The organism is Streptomyces sp. NPDC005805 (assembly GCF_040630445.1).
GTDB lineage: Bacteria > Actinomycetota > Actinomycetes > Streptomycetales > Streptomycetaceae > Streptomyces.
The window spans coordinates 33,383-59,821 of record NZ_JBEXXN010000033.1; the positions used below are offsets into that span (position 1 = coordinate 33,383).

A 26,439-nucleotide genomic window follows, 5' to 3' on the forward strand; every position below is an offset into this window, starting at 1 on the left:
GCCCGCGGCCTACGGTGGAAGGGACCCGACCGCAACGACGCGCAGGAGTCAGCATGGCCGGTGAGATCTCCTTCTTCGAGTTGGGTGTGGGTGACCCCGAGCGGGCCCGGGCCTTCTACGGGGGGCTGTTCGGCTGGGTCTTCGAGGCCGGGGCGACCGAGAGCGGGGGGTACGCGATCCGGACCGAGGGGCCGTCCGGCGGGGTGCACGGGGAGGACCCGGGGGCGCGGCCGTATGTGTTCTTCCGGGTGGACGACATGGAGGCCGCCCTCGCCCGGGTGCGCGAACTCGGCGGGCGGGTCGACGAGACGGATCTCAGCGGGGGCGAGGAGAGTGTCGCCCGCTTCGGACGGTTCCTGATCTGCGAGGACGACCAGGGCTCGGCGTTCGGGCTGCACCAGCCGCCCCCTGCCTGACGGACGGGGAAGCCGTGGCTCAGCCCACCCGCCGGTAGCGCCGCTCCGGACGCCCCGTCCCCCCGTACCGCAGGGTGACCTCCGCACGGCCCGTGTCCACGAAGTACTCCAGGTAGCGGCGGGCGCTCACCCGGGACAGGGAGCCCGCCTCCGCGCACTCCGAGGCCGACAGGTCGCCCGGGTGCTCCCGCAGGATGCGTTCCACCAGCTCGGCCGTGTGCGGCGCCAGCCCCTTCGGCAGCTCGCGCGAACCCGGCGGGCGGGTGCCGAAGATCTGGTCCACGTCCTCCTGCCGCGCCTCGTCCAGCCGCGCCAGCCGCGACCGCAGTGAGGCCACGTGCCGCAGCTGCTCCCGCAGCGCCGCCTGGTTGAACGGCTTGATCAGATAGTGCAGCGCCCCGGCCCGCAGCGCGGAACGCACCACCGCCGCGTCCCGGGCCGCAGTGATGAACAGGGCGTCCGCGCTCACCCGCCCCGGATCGGCCGCCTCCGCCGCGCGCAGCTCGCGCAGCACGGCGATGCCGTCCATGTCCGGCAGGTACACGTCGAGCAGCACCAGGTCGGGCCGCAGCCGCTCGGCCGCGCGCAGCGCCTCCGCGCCGCTGTGCGCCACGCCCACGACCGTGAAGCCCTCCGTCTGGGACACATAGCGGCTGTGCAGCTTGGCGACCATGAAGTCGTCGTCCACCACCAGCACGTTCGTCACGCCGACACGGTAGGGCGCGACCACAAGGACCACAACGTCCGTTGATTCCGGAAGAGAGACAGCTCGTTAACACGCGGGCAACATGTGGGCCACCTCACAGGCGGCCGCGCGGACGCGTTCCCCGCGGCCGGCACCCCCAGGTCACCCCCAGGTTCACACCCACCCATCGCTCACGAGAGGCGTGCCCGTGCGTTTGCGCACCCCCATCGCCCTGCTCGGGGCCGCACTGCTGGTGCTCCTCGCGCCCCCGCTGCTCACCTCGGGCAGCGGGGCCGACACCGGCACGCAGATCCCCGGGCTGCGCTTCATGGTCCCCAACACCCCCGGCGGCGGCTACGACATCACCGCCCGCACCGCCGCCAAGAACGCCGAGGACGCCGGGCTCACGCACGGCGTCGAGGTCTTCAACCTGCCCGGCGCCGGCGGCACCGTCGGCCTCTCCCGCCTCGTCGGCGAACGCGGCAACGGCAAGCTGGCCATGTCCATGGGCCTCGGCGTCGTCGGCGCCGTCCACACCAACAAGGCCCCCAGCACCCTCGCGGACACCACCCCGATCGCCCGGCTCACCGAGGAGCCGGACATCGTGGTCGTCTCCAAGGACTCCCCGTACCGGACGATCGGCGATCTGCTGGACGCCTGGCGCAAGAACCCGGGCAAGCTCCCCGTCGGCGGCGGCTCCTCGCCCGGCGGTCCCGACCACCTGGCGCCCATGCTGATGGCCCAGGCGGCCGGGATCGCCCCCCGGTCCGTCAACTACGTCCCCTTCGACGGCGGCGGCGAACTCCTCGCCTCGATCCTCGGCGACAAGGTCGCGTTCGGGGTCTCCGGCGTCGGCGAGTACCTCGACCAGATCCGCTCCGGCGAACTGCGGCTGCTGGCCGTCACCGGACCCGAGCGGGTGCCCGGCCTCGACGCGCCCACCCTGCGCGAGGCGGGCCTGGACACCGAGTTCACCAACTGGCGCGGCATCGTCGCCCCGCCCGGCCTCACCGCCGCCGAGCGCGACAAGCTCATCGCCCTCGTGACCGCCCTGCACGAGTCGGAGGAGTGGCGGGAGTCGATGAAGCGGAACGGCTGGGACGACGCGTTCCTCGCGGGCGACGCGTTCGGCGACTTCCTCGCCGAGCAGGACCGCAGCGTGGACCAGGTGCTGAAGGAGCTGGGACTGTGACGACGACCCCCGAGCCCGGCCCCCGGCCCGCTCACGAGCCCCGGTCCGGGCCCACGCCCGCGCCCGAGTCCGGGCCGACCCCCGAGCCCGAGTCCGGGCCCCTCCCCGAGCCCCGGCCCAGTACCGCCCCCGGGCCCGCTCACGCGCCCACTCCGGAGGCTTCGGCAGGCCCGCCCGCCGGCCGGCGCCGGTCCTGGCTGCGCGAGCACTCCGAACTGGGCGTCGGCCTGCTGCTGGCCCTCATCGGCGTCCTCGTCCTCACGGACGCGCTCACCATGGACGTCGACATCGCCCAGCGCGGGCCCGTCGGCCCCCGAACCGTGCCGGTCGTCGTCGGCCTCGGCCTGCTCCTCGTCGCCGCCCTGCTCACCGTGGATGTGCTCCGCGGCGGACGCGGGGAGTCGGAGGGCGGCGAGGACATCGACCTCGACGAGCCGAGCGACTGGCGCACCGTCCTGCTCCTCGCCGGTGTCTTCCTCGGCTTCGCCGTGCTCATCGGGCCCGTCGGCTTCCCCGTCGCCGGCGCCCTGCTCTTCTGGGGCGCGGCCTTCGCCCTCGGCAGCCGGCGGCTCGACCGCGACCCGCTGATCGCGGCCGTCCTCGCGGTCGTCACCTACGCCGTCTTCAACAACCTGCTCGGAGTGCCCCTGCCGGGCGGCCCGCTGATGGGAGTGCTGTAGCGATGGACTCTCTCCACTCCCTCATCGACGGGTTCGGCACCGCGCTCACCCCGATGAACCTGCTCTGGGCCGCCGTCGGCGTGCTGCTCGGCACCGCGATCGGCGTCCTGCCCGGGATCGGCCCGGCGATGGCGGTGGCGCTGCTGCTGCCCGTCACCTACGGGCTCGACCCGACCGGCGCGTTCATCATGTTCGCCGGGATCTACTACGGCGCGATGTTCGGCGGCTCCACCACGTCCATCCTGCTCAACACCCCCGGCGAGAGCGCCGCCGTGGTCGCCGCGCTCGAAGGCAACCCGATGGCCAAGACGGGGCGCGGCTCCCAGGCGCTCGCCGCCGCCGCGATCGGGCACTTCGCCGGCGGCATGATCGGCACGATCCTGCTGGTGGCGCTCGCCCCGACCGTCGCCGAGCTGGCCGTGGGCATCGGCGCGCCCGACTACCTGGCCATCATGGTGCTGGCGTTCATCGCGGTGACCTCGGTCCTGGGCTCCTCGCGCATCCGGGGGCTCGCCTCGCTGCTGATCGGCCTCACCATCGGGCTGGTCGGCCTGGACCAGATGACCGGTCAGTCCCGGCTCACCTTCGGGTCCCTGCAACTCGCGGACGGCATCGACGTCGTCATCGTCGCCGTCGGGCTCTTCGCGATCGGCGAGGCGCTGTGGGTCGCGGCCCATCTGCGGCGCACGGCGGGGGAGGCGATACCGGTCGGCCGTCCGTGGCTGGCCCGCTCGGATGTCCGGCGCACCTGGAAGGCGTGGCTGCGGGGCCCGTTCATCGGCTTCCCGTTCGGCGCGATCCCGGCGGGCGGCGCGGAGATCCCGACCTTCCTGTCGTACGTGACCGAGAAGCGGCTGTCGAAGCACAAGGACGAGTTCGGGCGCGGCGCGATCGAGGGCGTCGCCGGGCCGGAGTCGGCGGCCTCCGCCTCCGCCGCCGGGACGCTGGTCTCCATGCTGACGCTCGGCCTGCCCACCACCGCCGTCGCCGCCGTGATGCTCGCCGCGTTCCAGCAGTACGGCATCCAGCCCGGCCCGCTCCTCTTCGAGCGGGAACCCGAGCTGGTGTGGGGCCTGATCGCCTCGCTCTTCGTGGGCATGGTGCTGCTGCTCGCCCTCAACCTGCCGCTGGCGCCGCTGTGGGCGAAGCTGCTGCGCATCCCGCGCCCGTATCTGTACGCGGGTATCCTCTTCTTCGCCGCGGTCGGCGCGTACGCGGTCGGCGGGGAGGCGCTGGACCTGGTGATCCTGCTGGTCATCGGCCTCATCGGGTTCGGTATGCGCCGGTACGGGCTCCCCGTGCTGCCGGCGGTCATCGGCGTCATCCTCGGCCCGGCCGCCGAACAGCAGCTCCGCCGTGCCCTCCAGATCAGCGACGGCAGCGCGACGGGGCTGGTGAACACGCCGTTCAGTGTCACCGTGTACGCGATCGTGGTGCTGCTGCTGGCGTGGCCGCTGCTGCGGAGGCTCTTCGCGGGGCGGCGGGCGGACCGGGGCGTGGACCGGGACGCGGACCGGCGGGCGGGGGTGTCCTGAGGGACGCGCGTCCCGTGACAGGTGCGGCCCGGGACCCGGTCCCGGGCCGCACCCGCGCGTCAGCCGAGCAGGGCCGCGAGGCCGCCCGGCGCACGGGCCTGCCGTTCCAGCTCGTCGAGGGCCCGCTCGGCCGCCTCCGCCGCGCCCGGGTCGCGTTCCCGCAGGCCGCTCGCGGCGAACTCGTCCTCGTCCAGGCGCAGTACGGCGGTGCCGTCGGCCGACACCCACAGGTCGAGGTCCAGGTCCTCGACCACCACCGAGCCGCCCCCGACCACGGCGGGCCGGGTCACATCGCAGTACCAGCCCTTGAGGACGTCCTCGCCCGTGCGCACCTCCTTCACCGCGTACCACCGGTCCCGCCAGTAGTGCTCGGTGAACACATCGCCCGGCTCGAAGCGCACGAAGCCGAAGTCCCGTACGCCCGGGGCCGCCCAGGGAGCGCGGAGCACCAGATGCCCGCCGTCGTCGCGCACCACCGCGGCCGGGTAGCGGATCTTGGTGACCCCGGCCTTGACGAGGACGACCTCCGTACCGGGGGCGGACCCGGTCCGGGCGCCGGGGTCAGACGAGGGAACGGACATACCGGACCTCCGAGGCGCAGACCCGGTAGCCGAACCAGGTGTTGACCGCCAGCATCGGCCCGTTGTCCGCGTCGTTGCTGGTGTACGCGTCCGTGAGCCCGGCCGTGCGCGCCCGGCGGAGTGAGTCGCTCTTGGCGATCCTGGCGTAGCCCCGGCCCCGGTGGGTGCGTGCCGTGCCGGTCATGCCGCTCCAGTAGCGGGTCTCCCGGTCGGTCAGGGCGGCGGTGAACGCGGCCACCTCGCCGTCCACGACGACCACACTGGACAGGGTGCGGTCCAGGAGCGGGTTCTCCCAGGTGTGCCGGATCCAGTCCTCGTAGTCGGAGAAGTCCGCGCCGACATCGCTGGGTTCGTCCGAGGTGGCCTCCGCGTCCGCGAGGAACATCGGACGGGGGTCGTCCTCGTAGTCGGCGGCGGTGCGCAGCTCCGCGCCGGGCGGTAGGGCCGGCGGCTCGGGGAGCGTGCCGGAGGTCAGGTCCAGGTGCAGGAAGTGCGCCGGCCGGCTCGGCCGGTAGCCCCGCTTCTCCGCGAAGGCACGGGAGGCGGGGGTGTCCTCGACCCAGGAGAAGAGGGAGACCGCGCCCGCCGCGGCCAGATGCTCCTCGGCCGTGCGCAGCAGCAGTCCGCCCGCACCGCGCCCCCGGTGCGCCGGGTCCACGACCGGGTTGGCGAAGGAGAGCCCGGGCTCGGACGCCTCGTACGCGACCCCGACATTGGCCGCACCGACGATCTCGCCGTCCTCCTCGGCGACCAGCAGCCGGAACCTCTTGTCGGGGTGGGCCGTGCGGACACTGAACGCCAGGGACTCCGGGGTGGTCACGTCGAACGGCAGAGCGGCCCGCCGCACCCGGGTCACGGCGGCGCCGTCCTCCGGGCGGAAATCACGCACGATAACAGTCATGGTGCCGGAGGCTATGTGGTCCGCCGCCATGTCGCCTCCCAATATTGGAGTGGTCGGATTCAGGTGGTCAGGAGGGTGGGTGGAGCTGAGGCACAATCAGCCCGTGACCTTGAACCTCACCATCGACCCGGCCGCCGCCGAGGCCCCGTACGAGCAGGTCCGGGCCCAGATCGCCGAGCAGGCCCGCTCCGGTCTGCTCCCCGTGGGCCACCGCCTGCCGACCGTCCGCGCGCTGGCGGAGGAACTCGGCCTGGCGGCGAACACCGTCGCCAAGGCGTACCGGGCGCTGGAGACGGACGGGGTGGTCGAGACCCGCGGCCGCAACGGGACGGTCGTGGCCGCGGCGGGCGACGCGGCGGACCGCCAGGCCGCGAACGCCGCCGCGGTGTACGTGGCGCAGGCGCGCCGCCTGGGTCTCACCCGGGCCGCGGCGCTGGCGGCGGTGCGGGAGGCACTGCGCGCGGAGTACGGCGACCGGGGCTGACGGGCCGCCAGGGCCGGTCCGTGTGCGGACCGGTCCGGGCGGGCCGCCAGGGCCGGGCGCGCGCCCGCCGTATACCGTCCGTCCGGGCCCACCTGCGCTTTCGATGTCCGAAACGCCGGACCAATGCCGGATCTTCACGTTCATCACGGCATACGCTTCATCTCCCCAAAACCCGTCGGTAACACGTTCGGCACGAACGCTTCCCGCCAAGTGCGCGCGTTGCTACGAAAGTTGAAGCAGAGACCCTGCCAACTGGGAGGTTCCATGAAGCTGTCCCGTTTCGCGGCACTCTCGTCCTCACTCCTCCTCGGCGCCGTCCTCGCTCTCACCGGAGCGACCGCCGCCCAGGCCGACTCCTCCGCCCAGGCCGTCGACTACGTGGCCCTCGGCGACTCCTACTCCTCCGGTGTCGGAGCCGGCAACTACATCGGATCCAGCGGCGACTGCAAGCGCACCAACCGTGCCTACCCCGCGCTCTGGGCCGCCGCCAACGCCCCCTCCTCCTTCGCCTTCACCGCCTGCTCGGGTGCGCGCACCAACGATGTGACGGCCAACCAGCTCGGCCCCCTGGGCTCCGGCACCGACCTCGTCTCCGTCACCATCGGCGGCAACGACGCGGGCTTCGCCGACGTCATGACCACCTGCGTCCTCCAGTCCGAGTCGACCTGTATCAACCGGATCAACCAGGCCAAGGCGTACGTCGACTCGACCCTGCCCGGCCGGCTCGACACCGTCTACTCCGCGATCCGCGCCAAGGCGCCCTCGGCCCGTGTGGTCGTCCTCGGCTACCCCCGCTTCTACAAGCTGAACGGCAGCTGCATCGCCGGGCTGACCGAGAACGAGCGGGCCGCGATCAACGGCGCGTCCGACCACCTCAACGCGGCCATCGCCAAGCGCGCGGCCGACCACGGGTACGCCTTCGGCAGCGTCGTCGGGACCTTCACCGGCCACGAGATCTGCTCGGGCGCGGCCTGGCTGCACAGCGTCAACTGGCTGAACATCGGCGAGTCGTACCACCCCACGGCGGCCGGACAGTCCGGCGGCTATCTCCCCGTCCTCAACGCCAACGACTGACCGCGCCTCGCTTCGCGCCGCGCCGGCTCCCCGACCGGGGCCGGCGTCCGGCGCCCCGCTCATGGCTCCCAGGCGGGCGTCAGCCGCCCGTCACCGTCCAGACCAGCGCGGCCACCGCCGCCAGCAGCGCCACCACGCCGAGGGCCAGCACCGCCACCGGGCTCAGTCGGCCGGCCGGGCCGGCGCCCGTCCGCTGCTCGTCGTCCCCGGAACCGACCGGGTCCGGCGCAGGGCTCCCGTCCCCGTCCCCGTCCGCCCGGCCCCCGGGCCCGCCGCCCGTCGCCTCGGACTCCGTGCGCGGTGGAAGCGGTGCCGGTGAGGCGGGGCCGTCCGCGCCCGGGCCCGGTTCGTGTCGCCCGCCCCCGGCGGCCGCCAGGCGCAGGCGGTGCTCCGCGTCCGCCGCGGGTATCCGGTCCGCCGGGTCCGGCCGCAGCAGTCCCTCGATCACCGGGCCCAGCGCCTCCGCCCGCTCCGGGACCCCGGCCCCGCCGTCAGGGGCCCGGCCCGTCACCGCGGTGTGCAGCAGCGCACCCAGGGACCACAGGTCCGCCGCCGCGCCGTTCGCCACCGCCTCCGGTCCACCGCCCGGGTCCGCCGCGCCGAAGCCGGTGACCAGCACCCGGCCGTCGTTGGCGATCAGGACCTTGGACGGGCGGACGTCACCGTGCACCACCCCCGCCGCGTGCGCGGCCCGCAGTCCCGCGAGCGCCTCGGCCCCGATCTGCGCGGCGCGGCGGGGCGGGAGGGCCCCCTCGGCCTCCAGGACCTCCGAGAGGGCCAGCCCGCGCACGAGTTCCATCACGATCCACGGCCGGCCCTCGCCCGCGGCGACATCGTGCACGGCGACGACGTTGCGGTGCGCGACCCGTCCGGCCCGGCGGGCGGCGTCCTCCAGACGTGCGTAGTGCGCACGTGTGGCCGCCGCGTCGGGGCCCGCCGGTACGCGGATCTCCTTGACGGCCACGTCCCGGTCCAGCAGCTCGTCGCGGGCCAGCCACGCCACGCCCGTGCCGCCCTCGCCGAGCGGCCCGATCAGGCGGTAGCGCTCCGCAATCATCCGGCCCGATCCCGGTGCCTCGCTCATGCCGTTCCCCCTGCCCGAACCGTCGGCCGCAACACGGTGAAAACTCCTTCAATCTAGTTGAACTCACGGAAAAATGAACCTCCGTGACGCTGCGTCAGTAAGTTTCCGGCCGGAGCGGCGAGGAACCGTTCCGTCAACTCGCCCTGGATGCGCCCGTATTCGGAGAGTGACCGTCAACCTCCGTACGCGTGTGCTGAATCATGGAGGCGGGATACACGGGTGTCCCGTCGGGGCGCTAGGGTTAATCTGCCCGGGCCGGGTGTCTCGTACGGGTGGGGAGTGACATGGATCAGATAACAGTTCGCAGCAGGCCGCGCGTGCCTGCCATCACCTGCGGGAGCGGCGCGACCAGTTCGCGTCTCGACCGCCACCTCGCGGTGCTCGGCGGTCCCGCCGTGCCGCAGCGCGAGGCCGCCGAAGCGACCCTGCTGATGCGCGAGCTGACCTCGCGCGAGGTGGCGCACGGCGGACGCAGGAGCAAGAGCGCACGCGTCTCGCTGTTCGCGCCGCTGCGGCGGCTGCGCCGCTCGCTCTTCGGCAGCCGCCGCTGACCGACCCGTCTCCCGCGCTCGTCACCCGAGCACACCCGGCCGGCCCTCGCGCGCCGGTCGCCCACCGGACGCCGGTGCGCGACCGGCGCGCACCCGGTTCCGGACCCGGCGCGCGTGACGGGCCCGCGCGCCTCCGCCCGCTTACCTGTACGCCCGCGCACCCCGGTACCCGGCCGGGCGCCGTACGCCCAGCTCCCCGCTCTCCGCACCACCGGCTCACGCCGCCCCGTACGGGACGTGCTCCCGCGCCCGCCCGCCGGACGGGCCCCGCGACGACGCTCCTCCGGCGGCGGCCCGGCCCGCTCGCGCGTCCTGCCACTGCGAACGCCCCAGCTCCAACGCCCCGGCGGCGGCCCGCCCGCAAGCACACCCGCTGAGACAGCCGCGCCCCGGGCCGGGCCCGCGCGCTCCCGGCCCGCACTCGCGTGCCCGCCGCGCCGCCCCCGGCGGCCCCCCCGCCACCGGTCAGGCGACCACCCCGTCCCGGCGCAGCGCGGCCGTCTCCTCGGCCGTCGTCCCCAGGGCCCGCAGCAGGGTGTCCGTGTGCTCGCCGAGCGCGGGGACCGCCCCCATCCGGGCCGGGGCCCCGCCCGGCAGGGTGATCGGGGGGAGCAGCGCCCGCAGCGGACCGGCCGGTGAGTCGATCTCGCGCCACCGGTCGCGGGCCGCGAGCTGCGGATGCGCGGCCACGTCCCGGACGGTGTTGATCCGCGCGCACGCGATGCCCGCCGCCTCCAGCCTGCCGACCGCCTCCGCCGCGCTCAGCACCGCCAGCGCCCCGGCCACCACGGCGTCCGTCCGCTCCCGGTTCGCCGTGCGCGCCGCGTTGGTCGCGAAGTCGGGGTCGTGGGCCAGTTCCGGCCGCTCCAGCACCTGTTCGGCCAGCCGCCGCCACTCGCGGTCGTTCTGCACGGAGAGCAGCACCCGGCTGCCGTCGGCCGTCGCGTACCCGTCGTACGGGGCGATCACCGCGTGCGCCAGCCCGGTCCGGCGCGGGGGCTCGCCGCCGTGCATCCCGTGGTGCAGCGGATGCCCCATCCACTCGGCGAGCGCCTCCAGCATCGAGACCTCCACCGGGCCGCCGCGTCCGGTGGCCGCGCGCCGCAGCAGCGCGGCCAGGACGCCGGAGAACGCGTACATCGCGGCGGCGATGTCGGCCGCCGGGATGCCCGCCTTCACCGGCTCCCCGGGCGTTCCGGTCACCGAGACCAGGCCCGCCTCGCACTGGACGAGCATGTCGTAGGCCCGCTTGTGCGCGTACGGGCCGCCGGCGCCGTACCCGGAGATGTCCACGGCGACCAGCCGGGGGTGCCGGGCGCAGAGGGCGACCGCGTCCAGCCCCAGCCGCGCGGCCGCGCCCTGCGCCAGGTTCTGCACGAACACGTCCGCGTCCGCGACGAGCCGGTGCACGAGGTCCCGGCCGCGCGGGTCCTTCAGATCGACCGCGATCGACTCCTTGCCCCGGTTGCACCACACGAAGTGCGAGGCCAGACCCCGCGCGGCGGTGTCGTACCCCCGCGCGAAGTCCCCGCCGTCCGGCCGCTCCACCTTGATCACCCGCGCCCCGAGGTCGGCGAGCTGCCGGGTGGCGAACGGCGCGGACACGGCCTGCTCGACGGCGACGACGGTGACGCCGTCGAGGGGGAGGGGCTGCTGATCATCGTCCATGCGGTCTGCTTACCGCGCGGGGCGGGGCGCTGTCACCCCCGGACCCCGGCCCCCGGACCTCGGCCCCCGGGGAGTCCGGCCCCCCCGCGGCTTCCGCTACGCGACGGCCGTTCCCTCCAACTCCACCAGCTGGCCCGGGATCGCCAGCCGGGTCACCCCCAGCATCGTGGTGGCCGGTGCCGCCCCGGCCGCGCCCAGCCGCCCCGCCAGCCCGCCGTAGTGCCGGAACAGCAGATCCACGTCGGTGGTGTAGACGGTGAGCCGGACGAGGTTCGCGAGCGACATACCGGCCTCGGCGAGCACCGCCTCCAGGTTGTCGGTGCTCAGCGCCAGCTGCGCCGCCATGTCGCCCTCGTGCAGGGGCTTGCCGTCCTCGCTCATCGCCGTCTGGCCCGAGAGGTACAGGGTCCGGGTGTGCCCGGAGACCAGTTCGCCCTGGTTGAACCCCAGCTCCACCGACCAGGTGACCGGGTTGACCGCCGTGCGTTCCACCGTCGTGTGTTCCACCGCCGTGCGTTCCCCCGTCGTCCGCTTCACCGTTCGTTCCATCGCCGCATCAGCTCCTTCGGCTCGTCGTCGGACCTACCGGGCCGAGGGCGGCGCGCAGGGCGCGGCGCCGGTCCCGGCCTCGTGCCGACGAGCCTTCCGCCCATTCATGACACCCTCTGTCATGTATGGGCGCGGACTCCGTAGAGTTCCCGCCATGCGCGCCGACCGGCTGGTCTCCCTGGTGCTCCTGCTGCGCCGGCACGGCCGGCTGACCGCGGACACCCTCGCCCGCGAACTGGGGGTGTCCACCCGCACCGTGCTGCGCGACATCGAGGCGCTGTCCACGGCCGGTGTCCCGGTCTACGCCGAACGCGGCCGGTACGGCGGGTTCGCGCTGCTGCCCGGCTTCCGGACCGAGCTCACCGGGCTGAACCACGACGAGGCCCTCGCGGTGCTGACCGCCGGATCGGCGCGCGGCGAGCAGGTGTTCGGCCTCGGCCCGTCGCTCGCCTCGGCCATGCGGAAGGTGGCCGACGCGCTGCCCGAGGGACACCGGACCACCGCGAGCGACGCGGCCCGGCGCTTCCTCGTCGAGCCGGAGACCGACCTGCTCGCCCGCCGGCTGGTCACGGACGAGGTGCCCGCCGCCACGATGACCGTGGTCCGCCGCGCGGTGCTCACGGGACACAGACTGCGCATCCACTACGCGGCCACGGGCCGGGCCCCGCGGTGGCGCACGGTGGACCCGATCGGCCTGGTCACCGTCCGCGACCGCGCCTACCTCCTGGCCACGCGGTCCGGCGCGGACCGCACCTACCGGCTCTCCCGCGTCCTGACCGCCGAGGAACTCCCCGAACCGGCCCAGCGCCCCGACCGGGTCGACCTCGACCGGATCTGGCGCGAACGCTCCGCCCGCTTCCTCTCCGACGGCGACCACCTCACCGCCCTGCTCCTGATGAACCCGGCCCGCCGCGAGGAACTGCTCGACACCGCCCTCGCCGTCCGCGCGGAGGAACCCGCCGAGGACGGCCGCCTCCGCCTGGAAGTCACCTTCCAGGACGCCCGCCACGCGGAGTGGGCCCTGTGGCAACTCGGCCTGGACGCGGAGGCCCTGACCCCACCCTCCCTGCGCACGGCCCTCCGGACCCGGGGAGCCGCGCTGGCCGCGCGCTACGGGGAGCCGTCCCGGGGGTGAGAGGCCGCTACACCAGCGTCAGCTGACCCCCCGGCCCCTCCTCCTCCGGGTCGAGGACCGAGGCCGGGCGGTGGGAAGCGGCGGGGGCCGGGAGGATGCCCGCCGTGTGCAGGTCGGTGGCCGTCAGGGGAGGGGCGGTAGCCAACGCGGCGGCGCGGGGGCCGAGTTCGGCCAGGAGGGCCAGGACGGTGATCAGTTCCAGCAGCTCCGAGGTCCACTCCTGCGGCCAGGACGCCGGCCGCAGCGCCTCCAGGGTGCCCGCTTCCGCCGGTGCGGTGCGGCGGGCGAACCACTGCTCCAGGACGCGGACGCCGCCCGCCTCGGCCTCCCAGGCCGCCGCCGGGACGGGGGAGACGCGGCCGGTCGGGCCGATCAGCAGGGTCTCGTCGGCCGGGTCGTAGGACAGGGCGTCCGGGTGGGCCGGGATCGCCGCGCGGACGTACGGGCGGCGGCCGCCCGGGAGTTTCGGGCGCGGCAGGCCGTGCGCCCCGCGGAGCTGGACCTCCACCAGCCGGCGGCCCAGCGCCACGCCCTCCGCCCAGGCGGCCGGGTCCGCGGTGAGCGGGACGGCGCAGCCCCGGGGCGTGGCGTGCGCCGCCACGGTGATCCAGCAGAGCAGGTCGCGCGGCGTGACGGGGAGTCCGTAGCGGTCCGCGAGCTGCCCGGTGAGGCCGGGCGCGAGGTTGGGTTCCAGGCCGCCGGGCCTGCGGTACAGCGGCCGGATCCGGCCCGGCCGCCCCGCCGGGGAGCGCCCGTCGGGCAGGTGCGCGGTGACCGTGAGCGCGGGGCCGCCGGCCCGGGGGACAGGCCCCTGCTCGACGGCGAAGAGCTGGTGCGTGGTGTCGAGGACCCGCCACAACTCGGGCCGGGCCGCGTCGATCAGCCGGTTGTCCGGGAGGAGCCACTGCTCGTCGTACGCGCCGTGCAGCACCCGGACCGGCTCCGGGCAGCGGCCCGTCTCGTGCGCGATCCGCCCGGTGCCGGCCGCCCGCTGCCCCGGCAGCCGCGCCACCGTACTCCGCGGCCCCCGGGAGCGGCTGACCTCGAACAGCGCCTCCCGCGCCGCCTCGTCCGCCGCCCCGACCAGTGCGTCCCAGCGCCGCCGCAGCGAGCCCGCGTCCGGGGCCATCACCCAGCCCCGCCCCAGCCGCAGGGGCGCGACCGACCACGGCATCAGCTCGTCGAGCAGCGGCGCGTCCGCGAGGAGGGCGTTCCGGTACGTCTCTGCCTCGGGCCCGGTGGGTGCGGTGGTCACCCGTCCGATGCTAGTGAGCCCCCTCAGTCCGCCGCATCCACCGTCACCGAGAAGGAGAACCGGTCCCCCCGGTACCGGATGCGGGCCACGTCCACGACCAGGCCCTCCTCGTCGTAGGTGACGCCCGTGTAGTGGAGGATCGGGCTCAGCAGCGGGACGCTGAGGAGTTCCGCGGTCTCCGGGTCCGCGAGGCGGGCCTCGACCGTGTCCGTGATGCGGCTGATGCGGACGCCGAGGACGTCCCGGAGGACCTTGGTCATCGGCCAGCGCTCCAGGTCCGTCACGTCCACCCGGGCCGCCAGCTCCGGACTGAGCGCGTTCTCCGCCCAGTTCGTCGGCTCGCCGCTGTCGCCGTCGCGGCGCAGCCGCCGGAAGACGACCACCTCGTCCAGGCCCGGGAAGTGCTCGGCCAGGTCGGCGGGCACGGGACGCGGGCCGTGCCCGAGGACCGTGGTCCGCTCGCCGGACTGCTGGGCCACGATCGCGTCGATGGAGCCCAGCAGCCGCCGGGGCGCACTCGGCCGCGCCCCGGGCTCGATGAAGGTGCCCCGCCGCCGGTGCCGGCTGATCAGCCCCTCCTCCTCCAGCTCCTTGAGCGCCTGCCGCATGGTCAGCACGCTCACGCCGTAGTGCTGCGCGAGCTGCTCCTCGGTCGGCAGCCGCAGGGACGCCTCGGGGGCGCGGCCCAGTATCGAGGCGCGCAGCGACTGCGAGACCTGGTACCACAGCGGGAGCTTGCGGTTCAGGACCAGCGAGTCGGGGGCGAAGGAGGAGGGGGAGGAGGTCACGGCGTCTCCGTACGGGACGGTCGGTTCTCTGCCCGGCGCGCGGCGGAGACCGCCTACGGCCGGAAGTGGCGTTCGAAACCCTGCCACACGTTGTCGTACTCCTCCTGCAGATGGGCCGCCCCGGCCGCCTGCGCGGTGGCGGTCAGGGGCCACCGGGTCTCGAACATGAACGCCAGCCCGTCGTCGATCTTCTGCGGCTTCAGCTCGGCCGCGCTCGCCTTCTCGAAGGTGTCCCGGTCCGGGCCGTGCGCCGACATCATGTTGTGCAGCGAGCCGCCGCCCGGCACGAAGCCCTCGGCCTTGGCGTCGTACGCGCCCTCGATCAGGCCCATGTACTCGCTCATCACGTTCCGGTGGAAGTACGGCGGACGGAAGGTGTCCTCGCCCACCAGCCAGCGCGGCGCGAAGACCACGAAGTCGACCCCGGCCAGCCCCGGGGTGTCGGTGGGCGAGGTCAGCACGGTGAAGATGGACGGGTCCGGGTGGTCGTACGAGATCGTGCCGATGACGTTGAAGCGGCGCAGGTCGTAGACGTACGGGACATGGTTGCCGTGCCAGGCGACGACGTCCAGGGGGGAGTGGTCGTAGGTCGCGGTCCAGAGGTTGCCGCAGAACTTGTTGACCACCTCGACCGGGCCCTCCACGTCCTCGTACGCGGCGGTCGGGGCCAGGAAGTCCCGGGCGTTGGCCAGGCCGTTGGCGCCGATCGGGCCGAGGTCGGGCAGCTCGAACGGCTGCCCGTAGTTCTCGCAGACGTATCCGCGGGCGGTGTCGTCGAGGAGTTCGACGCGGAAGCGGACACCGCGCGGGATCAGCGCGACCTCGCCCGGACGGGCCGGCAGCAGACCCAGTTCCGTGACCAGCAGCAGACCGCCGTGCTCGGGCACGATCAGCAGTTCGCCGTCGGAGTTCCCGAACACCCGGTCCGTCATGGCGGCGTTGGCGTGGTAGAGGTGCACGGCCATACCGGTGCGCTGCGCCGCGTCGCCGTTGCCGCCGAGGGTCCACAGGCCCGCCAGCCAGTCCGTGCCGGGCGCGGGCTGCGGCAGCGGGTTCCAGCGCAGGCGGTTGGGGTCGGGGACGGTCTCGGTGAAGGGAGCCGTCCGCAGGGCCCCGTTGTCCGTGCGGACGTACGCGGGGTGCGCGGCCGAGGGGCGGACGCGGTACAGCCAGGAGCGCCGGTTGTGCGCCCGGGGCTCGGTGAACGCGCTGCCGCTGAGCTGCTCCGCGTAGAGCCCGAGGGGCGCGCGCTGGGGGGAGTTGCGCCCGTGCGGGAGGGCCCCGGGGACCGCCTCGGAGCTGTGCTCGTTGCCGAATCCGGAGGAGAAGGACTCCGGGGTCAGTCCTGCCACGATCTTCCGCGCCTGTTCGCTGCCGCTCATCGCCCGCTCCTGTGCCGTGTGCCGTGCGGGCCGGGTGGCCCGTCCGTGGAACGCCTGCCGCGGGGTGCCGCCGCCCGCATTCCTATGGAGAACCGTAGGATTCCGGAGCGGGCCCGTCAACGGCATCGGGGCGGCATCATGGGGCGCGTGTCCCCGCGCCCTCAGCCCTCCCTGCGCCATGTGCCCGTGCAGCGGCGCAGCGCCGACCGGCTCGCCCGGATCCTCGACGCCTGCGCCGAACTCCTCGACGAGTGCGGCTACGAGGAGCTGACCACCCGGACGGTGGCCTCCCGGGCGGGGGTGCCGATCGGCTCGGTGTACCGGTTCTTCGGCAACAAGCGCGCCCTCGTGGACGCCCTCGGGCACCGCAACCTCGACCGCTACGGCGAGCGCATCGCCGCCGGGCTGGCCGCCGTGCCCCGGGGCGACTGGCGGGCCTTCGTGGACGTGGTCCTCGACGAGTACCTGGCCATGAAGCGCACCGCGCCCGGCTTCGCGCTGATCGACTTCGGCGCGCAGGTGCCGGTGGGGGTGCGGGCGGACGGGGTGAACGGGGTGGACAGCGAGGTGGCGGGCCGGCTCAGCGGCCTGCTCGCCGCGCACCTGGGACGCCCGGCGGACGCGGAGCTGCGCCGCGCGGTCCTGGTCGCGGTGGAGGCGGCCGACGCGCTGCTGCAACTCGCCTTCCGGGCGGGGCCGCCGGGGGACGAGGGGATCGTGGCGGAGACGCGGCGGCTGGTGCGGGCGTATCTGGCGGAGTACCTGGGGGATCAGGGGGTCTGAGGGGCGTGGGGGGCCTGGGGAGGGAGCGGGCTGACGGGCGGGTCGGGCCGGGGTGCGCCGCGCGGGGCGTCCGGTTCCGGCCCTCCCGCCCGTCCGTACCGGTCGGTATGCTCGCGTGGGACGGTACGTCACCGCCGACACCCGCCGCCCCGGGAGGACCCGTGCCCCGCACCGCCCCGACCACCCCCGCCCCCACGCCCGGGACCGGGACCGGCGCCCCCGGTCCGGCGGCCGCCGACGGCCCCGGGACCACCCCGCGCACCGAGGCCCCCGCGCCCGGACTCGCCCCCGCCCCCGCCCCCGGAACCCGGACCGCGCTGCGGATCTGTCCGCTCTGCGAGGCGACCTGCGGGCTCAGCCTCACCGTCGACGGCGACCGCGTCACCGCCGCCCGCGGCGACCGGGACGACGTCTTCAGTGCCGGGTTCATCTGCCCCAAGGGCGCCTCCTTCGGCGCGCTCGACGCCGACCCCGACCGGCTGCGCACCCCCCTCGTCCGGGAGAACGGCGTCCTCCGCGAGGCGAGCTGGGCGGAAGCCTTCGACCTGATCGCCGCCCGCGTCCCCGCCCTCACCGCCGAGCACGGCCGGGACGCCGTCGCCGTCGTCCTCGGCAACCCCAACGTCCACACCATGGCCGGCGGCCTCTACCCGCCCGTGCTCCTCGCCGCGCTGCGCACCCGGAACCTGTTCACCGCCTCCACCCTCGACCAGATGCCCAAGCACGTCTCCAGCGGCCTCCTCTACGGCAGCGCCGGTGCCATCCCCGTCCCCGACCTGGACCGCACCGACCATCTGCTGCTGCTCGGCGCCAACCCCGTGGAGTCCAACGGCAGTCTCTGCACCGCCCCCGACTTCCCCGGCCGCCTCAAGGCCCTGCGCCGGCGCGGCGGTACCCTCACCGTCGTCGACCCCCGCCGCACCCGCACCGCGCGGCTCGCCGACCGGCACCTGGCCATCCGCCCCGGCACCGACGCGCTGCTGCTCGCCGCCCTCGCCCAGGTCCTCTTCGAGGAGAAGCTCACCGACCCGGGCGCCCTGGAGGCCCACCTCGACGGCGTCGACGCCGTCCGGGACGCCGTCGCCCCCTTCACTCCCGAGGCCGTCGCCAGGGCCTGCGACCTGGCCGCCGAGGAGATCCGGACCGTCGCCCGGGAACTGGCCGCCGCGCCCACCGCCGCCGTCTACGGCCGCATCGGGAGCTGCACCGTCGACCACGGCACCCTCGCGAGCTGGCTCGTCGACGTCCTCAACATCCTCACCGGCAACCTCGACCGCCCCGGCGGCGCCCTCTTCCCGCTCGCCGCCACCGACCGCGCGCCGCGCCCCGCCGCCCCCGGCAAGGGCTTCACCCTCGGCCGCTGGGCCAGCCGCGTCTCCGGACACCCCGAGGCCAAGGGCGAACTCCCCGTCGCCGCCCTCGCCGAGGAGATCGAGACCCCCGGCGAGGGCCGCGTCCGGGCCCTGATCGCCATCGCCGCCAACCCCGTCCTCTCCGCCCCCGACGGCGACCGCCTCGACCGGGCCCTCGCCGGGCTGGACTTCATGGTCAGCGTCGACCCGTACCTCAACGAGACCTCCCGCCACGCCGACGTCGTCCTGCCCCCGCCCCCGCCCTCGCAGAGCGCCCACTTCGACTTCGCGTTCAACGCCCTCGCCGTGCGCAACCAGGTCCGCTTCACCCCGCCCGCCGTGCCGCTGGCCCCCGGGCTGATGGACGAGTGCGAGATCCACGCCCGCCTGGTCCTCGCCGTCTCCGGTACGCACGGCGCCGACCCGTCCGCCGTGGACGACACCGTGATCCGCGGGGCCCTCGCCAAGGCCGTCGCCGACCCGCACTCGCCCCTGCACGGCCGGGACCCGGAGGAGGTCGCCGCCGCCCTCACCGGCCGGAACGGCGCCGAACGCCGGCTCGACCTGATGCTCCGCCTCGGCCCCTACGACCTCACCCTGGAGACCCTGCGCGCCCATCCGCACGGCATCGACCTCGGCCCCCTGCGACCGCGCCTCCCGGGCGTGCTCCGCACCCGCAGCGGCCGGATCGAGCTGCTGCCCGCCCCGATCGCCGCCGACCTGCCGAGGCTCACCGCCGCCCTCGGTGAACGCGCCCACGGGCTCGTCCTCGTCGGCCGTCGCCATCTGCGCTCCAACAACAGCTGGATGCACAACGTGCCCGCGCTGAACGGCGGTTCCAACCGCTTCACCCTGCACATCCACCCCGAGGACGCGGCCCGCCTCGGCCTCACCGACGGCGGCCGGGCCGCCGTCACCTCGGACGGCGGCCGGATCGAGGCGCCCGTCGAAGTCACCGGGGACGTGCGCCGGGGCGTGGTGAGCCTCCCGCACGGCTGGGGCCACGACCGGCCCGGAGTCCGCCTCTCCGTCGCCGCCGCCAGCCCCGGCGCGAACGTCAACCAGCTCCTCGACGGTACTCGGCTCGACCCGCTCTCCGGCACGGCGGTCCTCAACGGCTTCCCGGTCTCCGTCGCCCCCCTCGACTGAGCAGCACATCGCTGACCTGGGGTTTTGCTCGTATTGCTCACGGGTCAACATCTTGTTAACGGCATAGGACGGCCCCTAGCGTCGTCCGGACCGCCGCCCCGGGTGGAGTGCCCGGGCGGAGTGTTCAAGGACGAACCTGAGGGGCCCCCATGCTGACCATCCTCGGCTTCGCCATGATCGCGACCTTCCTGGTCCTGATCATGACGAAGAAGATGTCGCCGATCGCCGCGCTGGTGCTCATACCGGCCCTCTTCTGTGTGGCGGTCGGCCAGGGCGCGCAGCTCGGGGAGTACGTCCTCGACGGCGTCGGCACCCTCGCGCCGACCGCCGCGATGCTGATGTTCGCGATCGTCTACTTCGGCGTGATGATCGACGTCGGCCTCTTCGACCCGATCGTCCGCGGCATCCTGCGGTTCTGCAGAGCGGACCCGCTGCGCATCGTGGTCGGCACCGCGCTGCTCGCCGCCGTGGTCTCCCTCGACGGCGACGGCTCCACCACCTTCATGATCACGGTCTCCGCGATGTACCCGCTCTACAAGCGCCTCGGGATGAGCCTGGTCGTGATGACCGGTGTCGCCGCCACGGCCAACGGCGTGATGAACACGCTCCCTTGGGGCGGCCCCACCGCCCGTGCCGCCACGGCCCTGAAGCTGGACGCGGGCGACATCTTCGTGCCCATGATCCCGGCCCTCGGCGTCGGCCTGCTGTTCGTGATCGCCCTCGCGTACGTCCTTGGGCGGCGCGAGCGCAAGCGCCTCGGCTACCTCTCGCTGGACGAGGCGCTGGAGCCGCGGGGCGCGGACGCGGTGCTGGTCAAGACGGGTGGCGCCGGTGCCGCCGGCGGGGGCGCGATCGGCGCGGGCGGGCCGGGTTCCGCGGGCGGCGGCTCCGGCACCGACGCGGACGCCGAAGCCGCCGCCCCGGACTCCGACTCGGACGACGAGGGCTTCCAGGGCCTGGACCCCGACCGCCCCACCCTGCGCCCCAGGCTCTACTGGTTCAACGCCGGGCTCACCCTCGCCCTCCTCACCGCCATGATCATGGAGGTGCTGCCGATCCCGGTCCTGTTCCTCCTCGGCGCCGCCCTCGCCCTGACCGTCAACTTCCCCGTGATGGCCGACCAGAAGGCCCGGATCGCCGCGCACGCCGACAACGTCCTCAACGTCTCCGGGATGGTCTTCGCCGCCGCCGTCTTCACCGGCGTCCTCACCGGCACCGGGATGGTCGAGCACATGGCCGACTGGCTGGTGGGCGCGATCCCCGAGGGCATGGGCCCGCACATGGCGATCGTGACCGGCCTGCTCAGCCTGCCGCTGACCTACTTCATGTCCAACGACGGCTTCTACTTCGGCGTCCTGCCCGTTCTCGCCGAGGCCGGCGCCGCGCACGGTGTCTCCCCGCTGGAGATCGCCCGGGCCTCCCTCGTCGGCCAGGCCCTGCACATGTCCAGCCCGCTGGTACCGGCCGTGTACGTCCTCGTCGGCATGGCGAAGGTCGAGTTCGGCGACCACACCCGCTTCACCGTGAAGTGGGCGGCCCTCACCTCCCTCGTCGTCCTCGGTGCGGGCATCCTCTTCGGGATCGTCTGAGGTGCCGTCCGCGTCCCCGTCCGGCCGGGACCCCGTCCCCCCGTCCGCTCCGGGAGCCGTCGCCGTCTCCCGGGGCTGGCTGCTGCGCCTGGTCGTCGCGTTCGCCTTCGCGCAGGGCGCGGTGTCCATGGCGCGGCCCGCCGTCTCGTACCGCGCCCTCGCCCTGGGCGCGGACGAGCGGGCCATCGGCGTGATCGCGGGCGTCTACGCGCTGCTGCCGCTGTTCGCCGCCGTCCCGCTGGGGCGGCGCACCGACCACGGGCGCTGTGCGCCGCTGCTGTTCGCCGGCACGGTGCTGATCTCCGGCGGCTGCGCGCTGAGCGGCACGGCCTCGTCGCTGGGTGCGCTCGCCGCCTGGAGCGGGGTGATGGGCCTCGGGCACCTGTGCTTCGTGATCGGGGCGCAGTCCGTGGTGGCCCGCCGGTCCGCGCCCGCCGACCAGGACCGCGACTTCGGCCACTTCACCATCGGCGCCTCCCTCGGGCAGCTGGTGGGCCCGATCGCCGCCGGGGCCCTCGTCGGCGGCACCGCCCGCACCGGCGGGCTCGCGCTGCTGGTCTCGGCGGCGGTGGCGGGGGCGGCGTTCACCTCCCTCTGGCGCATCGAACAGCGGCGCGCGGCCCCCGTGGCGGGCCCGTCCCGCCCGGCCCGACCGTCGCCGTCCAAGGTGCCGGTACGCGGCATCCTGCGCGCCCGGGGTGTGCCGGCGGGCATCTTCGTGAGCCTGGCGGTGCTGTCCGCGACGGACGTCCTGACCGCCTATCTGCCCGTGATCGGCGAGCACCGGGGCATCCCGCCGGCGGTCGTGGGCCTGCTGCTGAGCCTGCGCGCGGCGGCCACCATCGCCTGCCGTCTGGTGATGACCCCGATGATCCGGCTCCTCGGCCGCACCGCCCTGCTGGCCGTGACCTGCCTCGCGGGCGGCCTGCTGTGCGCGGCCCTCGCGCTGCCGGTGCCGCTGTGGGCGCTCGCCGCGATGCTGGTGGGGCTGGGCTTCTGCCTCGGGGCGGGCCAGCCGCTGTCGATGTCCACGGTGGTGAGCGCGGCGCCCCCGGAGGCCCGCTCCACGGCCCTGGCCCTGCGTCTGAAGGGCAACCGCCTCGGCCAGGTCGCCGCCCCGGCGGGCGCGGGCCTGGTCGCGGGCGCGGCCGGCCCCGCGGCCCCCTTCGCCGTCCTCGGCGCGCTTCTCGTCGCGGCGGCGGGCGTGGCGGTACGGGGCACGGGCCCTGCGTGGGGGCGGCAGGACCCCGCGCGGGGCCCGGCGGCGGAGCCGGGGCCGCCCGCCCGGCGGCGGGCGGAACTCCCGCGCGGGGATAAGGACATCGACCTGACCCACCGGCCCGGCGCACCGAACCGCCCCTGACAAGGGGCGATTTCCGGCCGGTTCCCGTCCGCCGCCACATGAGCGCACCGTGCCTCAGATGTCCGCTCACGAACCTTTCGCGCGATCCATTCCCACCACGCACGCGGTGGGCTAACTTCTGGCCCCTCGGCTGCTTCTCGCCGTCTTCTCCTCCTTCCTCTCCTTCCTCACCCCGGGCGGGACCCCTATGACGCGCGCCATCGCTCTGCACCACGTCAGCAAGAGATACGGACGGGCCCCCCGCGCCGTCGACCGGTTCTCGCTCACGGTCGAGCCCGGCGAGTTCCTGGTCCTCCTGGGCCCCTCCGGGTGCGGCAAGTCGACCGTGCTGCGCATGATCGCCGGTCTGGAGGACATCACCGAGGGCGAACTCCTCCTGGACGGCGAGTACGCCAATGACATCCCGCCCCGCGACCGGGACATGGCGATGGTCTTCCAGAACTTCGCGCTCTACCCGAGCATGACCAACCGCGAGAACATCGGCTTCCCGCTCAAGCTGGAGAACCCGCGCGCCGACCGCAACCCCCGGGTGGAGGCCACCGCCCGGATGCTCGGCATCGAGGACCTGCTCGACCGGCTCCCCGGGCAGCTCTCCGGCGGCGAACGCCAGCGCGTGGCCATGGGCCGGGCGATCTCCCGGCGCCCCTCCGTCTTCCTGATGGACGAGCCGCTGTCCAATCTGGACGCCAAGCTCCGCAACCATCTGCGCGCCGAGATCGCCCGCCTCACCGCCGAACTCGGCGTCACCACGGTCTACGTCACCCACGACCAGTCCGAGGCCATGTCCCTCGGCGACCGGGTCGCGGTGATGCGCGGCGGGGTGCTCCAGCAGGTCAGCACCCCGCGCGACACCTACGCGCTCCCGGCGAACGTCTTCGTCGCCGCGTTCATCGGCACGCCCCGGATCAACCTCCTCCAGGCCGTGGTGCACGCGCCCCTCGACGGCCGGATGTCCATCGACCTCGGCCGGCAGCGGCTGCCGCTGCCCGAACCGCTCAGCGCGGACCACCAGTTGCTCCGCATCCAGCAGGGCCGGCAGCTCATCGTCGGGCTGCGCTCCGAGGCCGTCCGTGTGGCACCGCCGAGCCGGGCCCGGGCGGGGGAGGTGGCGATCACCGGCATCGTCGAGCACATGGAGTACCAGGGGCACGAGGCGCTGGTGCACCTCAACACCGGTTCGCGGCCGGCCGTCGTCGCCGACCTGGAGTCCTCCCGGCCGCAGCAGGCGGCCCGCCGCCGCCGTACGGCCGGGCCGGGAGTGCTGTCCCGGCTCAGGGACCGGGCCGTCGCCCAGGTCACGGGCCCGGTGGCCGTCCTCGACGCCCCGGAGACCGCCGCGCCGGACGAGCGCCGCGCCACCGCCCCCAGCGACCTCGTCGTCCGCACCGGCCCGGACCTGCGCCTGCGCACCGGCGCCCAGGTCCCGCTCCTGGTGGACCCGGCCCACCTCTACGTCTTCGACCAGCAGGGCCGCCGGATCTGCCCGGCCCCGTCGGACGTACCGGGCCTGGACGTCTGAGCCGGCCCGCCGCCCCCACCCGCCCTGGCGCCCGAAAACCTACCGCCGCTAGTTTGGGCCGTGGACCGTGGCCAGGACCCGGCCGGGGGGACCCGGCCCGTGAGGCGTGGAGGAGTGCGATGAAGGCACACGACGGCATGTACATCGACGGGGCGTGGCGGCCCGCCGTCGGGACGGAGACCATCGCCGTGGTGAACCCGGCCGACGAGCAGGTCATCGGCCGGGTGCCCGCCGGGACCGCCGAGGACGTGGACGCGGCGGTGCGGGCCGCGCGGGCCGCGTTCCCCGGGTGGAAGGCGACCCCGCCCGCCGAGCGCGCCGCCGTGCTCTCCGCGCTCCACGAGGAACTGGGCCGCCGCACCGAGGAGATCGCCGAGACGGTGACCGCCGAACTCGGCGCCCCGCCGCGGTTCGCGCTCGCCGTGCACGCCTCGATGCCCGTGCTGGTCGCCGGCTCCTACGCCGAACTCGCCGCGTCCCACCCCTTCGAGGAGACCATCGGCAACTCCACCGTGCTGCTGGAGCCCGTCGGCGTGGTCGGCGCGATCACCCCGTGGAACTACCCCCTCCACCAGGTCGTCGCCAAGGTCGCCCCCGCCCTCGCGGCCGGCTGCACCGTCGTCCTCAAGCCCGCCGAGGACACCCCGCTGACCGCCCGGCTCTTCGCCGAGGCGGTCGACGCGGCCGGGGTGCCCGCCGGTGTGTTCAACCTGGTCACCGGCCTCGGTACGGTCGCCGGGCAGGCGCTCGCCGCGCACGAGGACGTCGACCTGGTCTCGTTCACCGGCTCCACCGCCGTCGGCCGGCGGATCGGCGCCACCGCGGGCGGGGCCGTCAAGCGCGTCGCCCTGGAACTCGGCGGCAAGTCCGCCAATGTGATCCTGCCGAGCGCCGACCTCGCCAAGGCGGTCACCGTCGGCGTCGCCAACGTGATGGCCAACTCCGGCCAGACGTGCAGCGCCTGGACCCGGATGCTCGTCCACAAGGACCGGTACGAGGAGGCGGTCGAGCTGGCCACGGCCGCCGCCGCCACGTACGTGCCCGGCGAACGCGTCGGCCCGCTCGTCAACGCCCGCCAGCGGGAGCGGGTGCGCGGCTACATCGAGCAGGGCATCGCCGAGGGCGCCCGCCTCGTCGCCGGCGGCCCCGAGGCGCCGCTCGCGACCGGCTACTACGTCAGCCCCACCGTCCTCGCCGACGTCACCCCGGAGATGACCGTCGCCCAGGAGGAGATCTTCGGCCCGGTGGTCTCGATCCTGAAGTACGAGGACACGGACGACGCCCTCGCCATCGCCAACGGCACCGTCTACGGCCTCGCCGGCGCGGTCTGGGCCGGGGACGACGCCGAAGCGGTCGCCTTCGCCCGCCGGATGGACACCGGCCAGGTCGACATCAACGGTGGACGCTTCAACATCCGCGCCCCCTTCGGCGGTTACAAGCAGTCCGGTGTCGGACGGGAACTCGGGCCGCACGGCCTGGGCGAGTACCTCCAGACCAAGTCCCTCCAGTTCTGAGCCGGGAGAAGAGCATCGTGGTCCGTGCAGCCGTCCTGCCCGCCGTCGGCGCCCCGCTGGAGATCACCGGCATCACCCTGCCCGATCCCGGCCCCGGGCAGGTCCGTGTCCGTCTCGCCGCCGCCGGGGTCTGCCACTCCGACCTGTCCCTGTCCGACGGCACCATGCGGGTGCCCGTCCCGGCCGTCCTCGGCCACGAGGGCGCGGGCACCGTGCTCGCCGTGGGGGAGGGGGTGCCGCACGTCGCCCCGGGCGACGGCGTGGTCCTCAACTGGGCGCCCTCCTGCGGCGCCTGCCACCACTGCGGCCTCGGCGAGGTGTGGCTCTGCGCCGACGCGCTGACCGGGGTGGGCCGCGTCCACGCCGTCTCGGCCGACGGGCGGGACCTCCACCCGGGCCTGAACGTCGCCGCCTTCGCGGAGGAGACCGTCGTCCCGGCCGCCTGCGTGCTGCCCGCGCCCGAGGGCGTCTCCCTCACCGACGCCGCCCTCCTCGGCTGCGCCGTCCTCACCGGCTACGGTGCCGTCCACCACGCGGCGCGGGTGCGCGCGGGCGAGTCGGTGGTCGTGTTCGGCGTCGGGGGCGTGGGGCTGGCCACCCTCCAGGCGGCCCGGACCGCCGGGGCCGGGACGGTCGTCGCGGTCGACGTGTCCCCGGAGAAGGAGGGCCTGGCGCGGGCGGCCGGGGCCACCGAGTACGTCGTCGCCTCGGACACCACCGCCAAGGAGGTCCGCCGGCTGACCGGCGGGCAGGGCGCGGACGTCGCGATCGAGTGCGTCGGGCGGGCCGTCACCATCCGCACCGCCTGGGAGTCCACCCGCCGCGGCGGCCGCACCACGGTCGTCGGCATCGGCGGCAAGGACCAGCAGGTGACCTTCAACGCCCTGGAGATCTTCCACTGGGGCCGGACCCTCGCGGGGTGCGTCTACGGGAACTCCGACCCGGCGCGGGACCTCCCGGTCCTCGCCGGCCACATCCGCGCGGGCGCCCTCGACCTCGGGGCGCTGGTGACCGACCGGATCGGCCTCGCGGACATCCCGGCGGCGTTCGACGCGATGCGGGCGGGGCGGGGCGGCAGGTCCCTGGTCGTGTTCTAGCGGCGGCTCCCCGAACGCGTTCCGGAAGGCGTCCGGGCCTGATCCACCAGGAGGGGTCCGGCCCGGTCCGCCGGACCCCTCCCGGGGCCCCGACCGGTGACGACGGATCCGCC

24 protein-coding genes are annotated in these 26,439 nt (G+C 74.7%); 15 read left to right on the forward strand and 9 right to left on the reverse strand.

Translation table 11 applies throughout. The features are described from left to right. The first annotated feature begins 53 nt into the window (after nt 1-53). Nucleotides 54-416 carry a VOC family protein gene (locus ABZ457_RS19220; RefSeq protein ID WP_359158766.1) on the forward strand — a complete coding sequence of 121 codons (363 nt, stop codon included), beginning with the start codon at nt 54-56 and terminating at the stop codon, nt 414-416. Between the two features lie 19 nt (nt 417-435). On the opposite strand, the gene ABZ457_RS19225 is transcribed toward ABZ457_RS19220, so the two are convergent. Beyond that, nucleotides 436-1,122, reverse strand: a complete 687-nt coding sequence (locus ABZ457_RS19225) for a response regulator (protein ID WP_359158767.1) — start codon at nt 1,120-1,122, stop codon at nt 436-438. Between the two features lie 187 nt (nt 1,123-1,309). Here ABZ457_RS19225 and ABZ457_RS19230 point away from each other — a divergent pair, with 187 nt between their 5' ends. The 3 genes from ABZ457_RS19230 (at nt 1,310) to ABZ457_RS19240 (ending at nt 4,508) form a co-directional block, all read left to right on the forward strand. Beyond that, on the forward strand, nt 1,310-2,293 hold the full coding sequence (locus ABZ457_RS19230; RefSeq protein WP_359158768.1) for a tripartite tricarboxylate transporter substrate binding protein: 984 nt from the start codon (nt 1,310-1,312) through the stop codon (nt 2,291-2,293). Nucleotides 2,294-2,490: 197 nt separating this feature from the next. Next, nucleotides 2,491-2,973 carry a tripartite tricarboxylate transporter TctB family protein gene (locus tag ABZ457_RS19235; protein ID WP_359158801.1) on the forward strand — a complete coding sequence of 161 codons (483 nt, stop codon included), beginning with the start codon at nt 2,491-2,493 and terminating at the stop codon, nt 2,971-2,973. 2 nt (nt 2,974-2,975) lie between these two features. Continuing rightward, a complete protein-coding gene (locus ABZ457_RS19240; RefSeq protein ID WP_359158769.1) occupies nt 2,976-4,508 on the forward strand; it encodes a tripartite tricarboxylate transporter permease in 1,533 nt (510 codons plus the stop codon). A 59-nt stretch (nt 4,509-4,567) separates the two neighbouring features. Here ABZ457_RS19240 and ABZ457_RS19245 read toward each other — a convergent pair whose 3' ends face one another. Further along, nucleotides 4,568-5,089, reverse strand: a complete 522-nt coding sequence (locus tag ABZ457_RS19245) for a DUF402 domain-containing protein (RefSeq protein ID WP_359158770.1) — start codon at nt 5,087-5,089, stop codon at nt 4,568-4,570. Continuing rightward, nucleotides 5,070-5,990 carry a GNAT family N-acetyltransferase gene (locus ABZ457_RS19250; protein WP_359158771.1) on the reverse strand — a complete coding sequence of 307 codons (921 nt, stop codon included), beginning with the start codon at nt 5,988-5,990 and terminating at the stop codon, nt 5,070-5,072. Before ABZ457_RS19250 ends, ABZ457_RS19245 begins: the two co-directional genes overlap by 20 nt. Nucleotides 5,991-6,093: 103 nt before the next feature. On the opposite strand from ABZ457_RS19250, the gene ABZ457_RS19255 reads away from it, so the two are divergent. Together ABZ457_RS19255 and ABZ457_RS19260 are read left to right on the forward strand one after the other, a co-directional pair. Beyond that, nucleotides 6,094-6,474: a GntR family transcriptional regulator gene (locus tag ABZ457_RS19255; RefSeq protein WP_359158772.1), complete on the forward strand. Its 381-nt coding sequence runs from the start codon at nt 6,094-6,096 to the stop codon at nt 6,472-6,474. A gap of 264 nt (nt 6,475-6,738) precedes the next feature. After that, entirely contained in the window at nt 6,739-7,548 is an 810-nt protein-coding gene (locus ABZ457_RS19260; protein WP_359158773.1) for an SGNH/GDSL hydrolase family protein, read from the forward strand. A gap of 79 nt (nt 7,549-7,627) precedes the next feature. On the opposite strand, the gene ABZ457_RS19265 is transcribed toward ABZ457_RS19260, so the two are convergent. After that, nucleotides 7,628-8,632: a serine/threonine-protein kinase gene (locus ABZ457_RS19265; RefSeq protein ID WP_359158774.1), complete on the reverse strand. Its 1,005-nt coding sequence runs from the start codon at nt 8,630-8,632 to the stop codon at nt 7,628-7,630. A gap of 284 nt (nt 8,633-8,916) precedes the next feature. Between ABZ457_RS19265 and ABZ457_RS19270 the strand changes: the two genes are divergently transcribed. Next, complete coding sequence (locus ABZ457_RS19270; protein ID WP_359158775.1) at nt 8,917-9,183, forward strand: hypothetical protein; 267 nt, start codon at nt 8,917-8,919, stop codon at nt 9,181-9,183. A 465-nt stretch (nt 9,184-9,648) separates the two neighbouring features. On the opposite strand, the gene ABZ457_RS19275 is transcribed toward ABZ457_RS19270, so the two are convergent. Next, complete coding sequence (locus ABZ457_RS19275; protein ID WP_359158776.1) at nt 9,649-10,851, reverse strand: CaiB/BaiF CoA-transferase family protein; 1,203 nt, start codon at nt 10,849-10,851, stop codon at nt 9,649-9,651. Between the two features lie 96 nt (nt 10,852-10,947). Further along, the gene (locus ABZ457_RS19280; protein ID WP_359158802.1) at nt 10,948-11,343 is read right to left on the reverse strand and encodes a RidA family protein; all 396 of its coding nucleotides are present in this window, start codon (nt 11,341-11,343) and stop codon (nt 10,948-10,950) included. A 211-nt stretch (nt 11,344-11,554) separates the two neighbouring features. Between ABZ457_RS19280 and ABZ457_RS19285 the strand changes: the two genes are divergently transcribed. Beyond that, nucleotides 11,555-12,535 (forward strand): WYL domain-containing protein, encoded by a 981-nt coding sequence (locus tag ABZ457_RS19285; protein WP_359158777.1) that lies wholly within the window; start codon nt 11,555-11,557, stop codon nt 12,533-12,535. Between the two features lie 7 nt (nt 12,536-12,542). Here ABZ457_RS19285 and ABZ457_RS19290 read toward each other — a convergent pair whose 3' ends face one another. The 3 genes from ABZ457_RS19290 to hmgA all read right to left on the reverse strand — a co-directional run bounded on the left by ABZ457_RS19290 (nt 12,543) and on the right by hmgA (nt 15,960). Beyond that, nucleotides 12,543-13,709, reverse strand: coding sequence for a type ISP restriction/modification enzyme (locus tag ABZ457_RS19290; protein WP_359158803.1), 1,167 nt, complete (start codon nt 13,707-13,709; stop codon nt 12,543-12,545). Between the two features lie 104 nt (nt 13,710-13,813). Next, on the reverse strand, nt 13,814-14,578 hold the full coding sequence (locus ABZ457_RS19295; RefSeq protein ID WP_359158778.1) for a GntR family transcriptional regulator: 765 nt from the start codon (nt 14,576-14,578) through the stop codon (nt 13,814-13,816). 53 nt (nt 14,579-14,631) lie between these two features. Next, nucleotides 14,632-15,960: a homogentisate 1,2-dioxygenase gene (gene hmgA / locus ABZ457_RS19300; RefSeq protein WP_359158779.1), complete on the reverse strand. Its 1,329-nt coding sequence runs from the start codon at nt 15,958-15,960 to the stop codon at nt 14,632-14,634. Between the two features lie 138 nt (nt 15,961-16,098). On the opposite strand from hmgA, the gene ABZ457_RS19305 reads away from it, so the two are divergent. From ABZ457_RS19305 to ABZ457_RS19335, 7 genes are all read left to right on the forward strand, one after another. Continuing rightward, entirely contained in the window at nt 16,099-16,743 is a 645-nt protein-coding gene (locus tag ABZ457_RS19305) for a TetR/AcrR family transcriptional regulator (protein WP_359158780.1), read from the forward strand. Between the two features lie 317 nt (nt 16,744-17,060). Further along, complete coding sequence (locus tag ABZ457_RS19310; protein WP_359158804.1) at nt 17,061-19,244, forward strand: molybdopterin-dependent oxidoreductase; 2,184 nt, start codon at nt 17,061-17,063, stop codon at nt 19,242-19,244. Nucleotides 19,245-19,393: 149 nt separating this feature from the next. Continuing rightward, nucleotides 19,394-20,833, forward strand: a complete 1,440-nt coding sequence (locus ABZ457_RS19315; RefSeq protein WP_359158781.1) for a citrate:proton symporter — start codon at nt 19,394-19,396, stop codon at nt 20,831-20,833. 79 nt (nt 20,834-20,912) lie between these two features. Next, nucleotides 20,913-22,196 (forward strand): MFS transporter, encoded by a 1,284-nt coding sequence (locus ABZ457_RS19320; RefSeq protein WP_359158805.1) that lies wholly within the window; start codon nt 20,913-20,915, stop codon nt 22,194-22,196. A gap of 187 nt (nt 22,197-22,383) precedes the next feature. Further along, on the forward strand, nt 22,384-23,715 hold the full coding sequence (locus tag ABZ457_RS19325) for an ABC transporter ATP-binding protein (protein ID WP_359158782.1): 1,332 nt from the start codon (nt 22,384-22,386) through the stop codon (nt 23,713-23,715). A 119-nt stretch (nt 23,716-23,834) separates the two neighbouring features. Then, nucleotides 23,835-25,229, forward strand: a complete 1,395-nt coding sequence (locus ABZ457_RS19330) for an aldehyde dehydrogenase family protein (protein ID WP_359158783.1) — start codon at nt 23,835-23,837, stop codon at nt 25,227-25,229. Nucleotides 25,230-25,246: 17 nt separating this feature from the next. After that, entirely contained in the window at nt 25,247-26,326 is a 1,080-nt protein-coding gene (locus ABZ457_RS19335; protein ID WP_359158784.1) for a zinc-binding dehydrogenase, read from the forward strand. Nucleotides 26,327-26,439: the final 113 nt, after the last annotated feature.

Bases quoted from the DNA above. Each gene is read 5' to 3' on its own strand.
- ABZ457_RS19330 (WP_359158783.1), top strand. From the start codon at position 23,835: ATGAAGGCACACGACGGCATGTACATCGACGGGGCGTGGCGGCCCGCC.
- ABZ457_RS19270 (WP_359158775.1), top strand. From the start codon at position 8,917: ATGGATCAGATAACAGTTCGCAGCAGGCCGCGCGTGCCTGCCATCACC.
- hmgA (WP_359158779.1), bottom strand. From the start codon at position 15,960: ATGAGCGGCAGCGAACAGGCGCGGAAGATCGTGGCAGGACTGACCCCG.
- ABZ457_RS19245 (WP_359158770.1), bottom strand. From the start codon at position 5,089: ATGTCCGTTCCCTCGTCTGACCCCGGCGCCCGGACCGGGTCCGCCCCC.
- ABZ457_RS19220 (WP_359158766.1), top strand. From the start codon at position 54: ATGGCCGGTGAGATCTCCTTCTTCGAGTTGGGTGTGGGTGACCCCGAG.
- ABZ457_RS19315 (WP_359158781.1), top strand. From the start codon at position 19,394: ATGCTGACCATCCTCGGCTTCGCCATGATCGCGACCTTCCTGGTCCTG.
- ABZ457_RS19325 (WP_359158782.1), top strand. From the start codon at position 22,384: ATGACGCGCGCCATCGCTCTGCACCACGTCAGCAAGAGATACGGACGG.
- ABZ457_RS19305 (WP_359158780.1), top strand. From the start codon at position 16,099: ATGGGGCGCGTGTCCCCGCGCCCTCAGCCCTCCCTGCGCCATGTGCCC.
- ABZ457_RS19285 (WP_359158777.1), top strand. From the start codon at position 11,555: ATGCGCGCCGACCGGCTGGTCTCCCTGGTGCTCCTGCTGCGCCGGCAC.
- ABZ457_RS19265 (WP_359158774.1), bottom strand. From the start codon at position 8,632: ATGAGCGAGGCACCGGGATCGGGCCGGATGATTGCGGAGCGCTACCGC.
- ABZ457_RS19275 (WP_359158776.1), bottom strand. From the start codon at position 10,851: ATGGACGATGATCAGCAGCCCCTCCCCCTCGACGGCGTCACCGTCGTC.
- ABZ457_RS19250 (WP_359158771.1), bottom strand. From the start codon at position 5,990: ATGACTGTTATCGTGCGTGATTTCCGCCCGGAGGACGGCGCCGCCGTG.
- ABZ457_RS19260 (WP_359158773.1), top strand. From the start codon at position 6,739: ATGAAGCTGTCCCGTTTCGCGGCACTCTCGTCCTCACTCCTCCTCGGC.
- ABZ457_RS19240 (WP_359158769.1), top strand. From the start codon at position 2,976: ATGGACTCTCTCCACTCCCTCATCGACGGGTTCGGCACCGCGCTCACC.
- ABZ457_RS19290 (WP_359158803.1), bottom strand. From the start codon at position 13,709: ATGCCGTGGTCGGTCGCGCCCCTGCGGCTGGGGCGGGGCTGGGTGATG.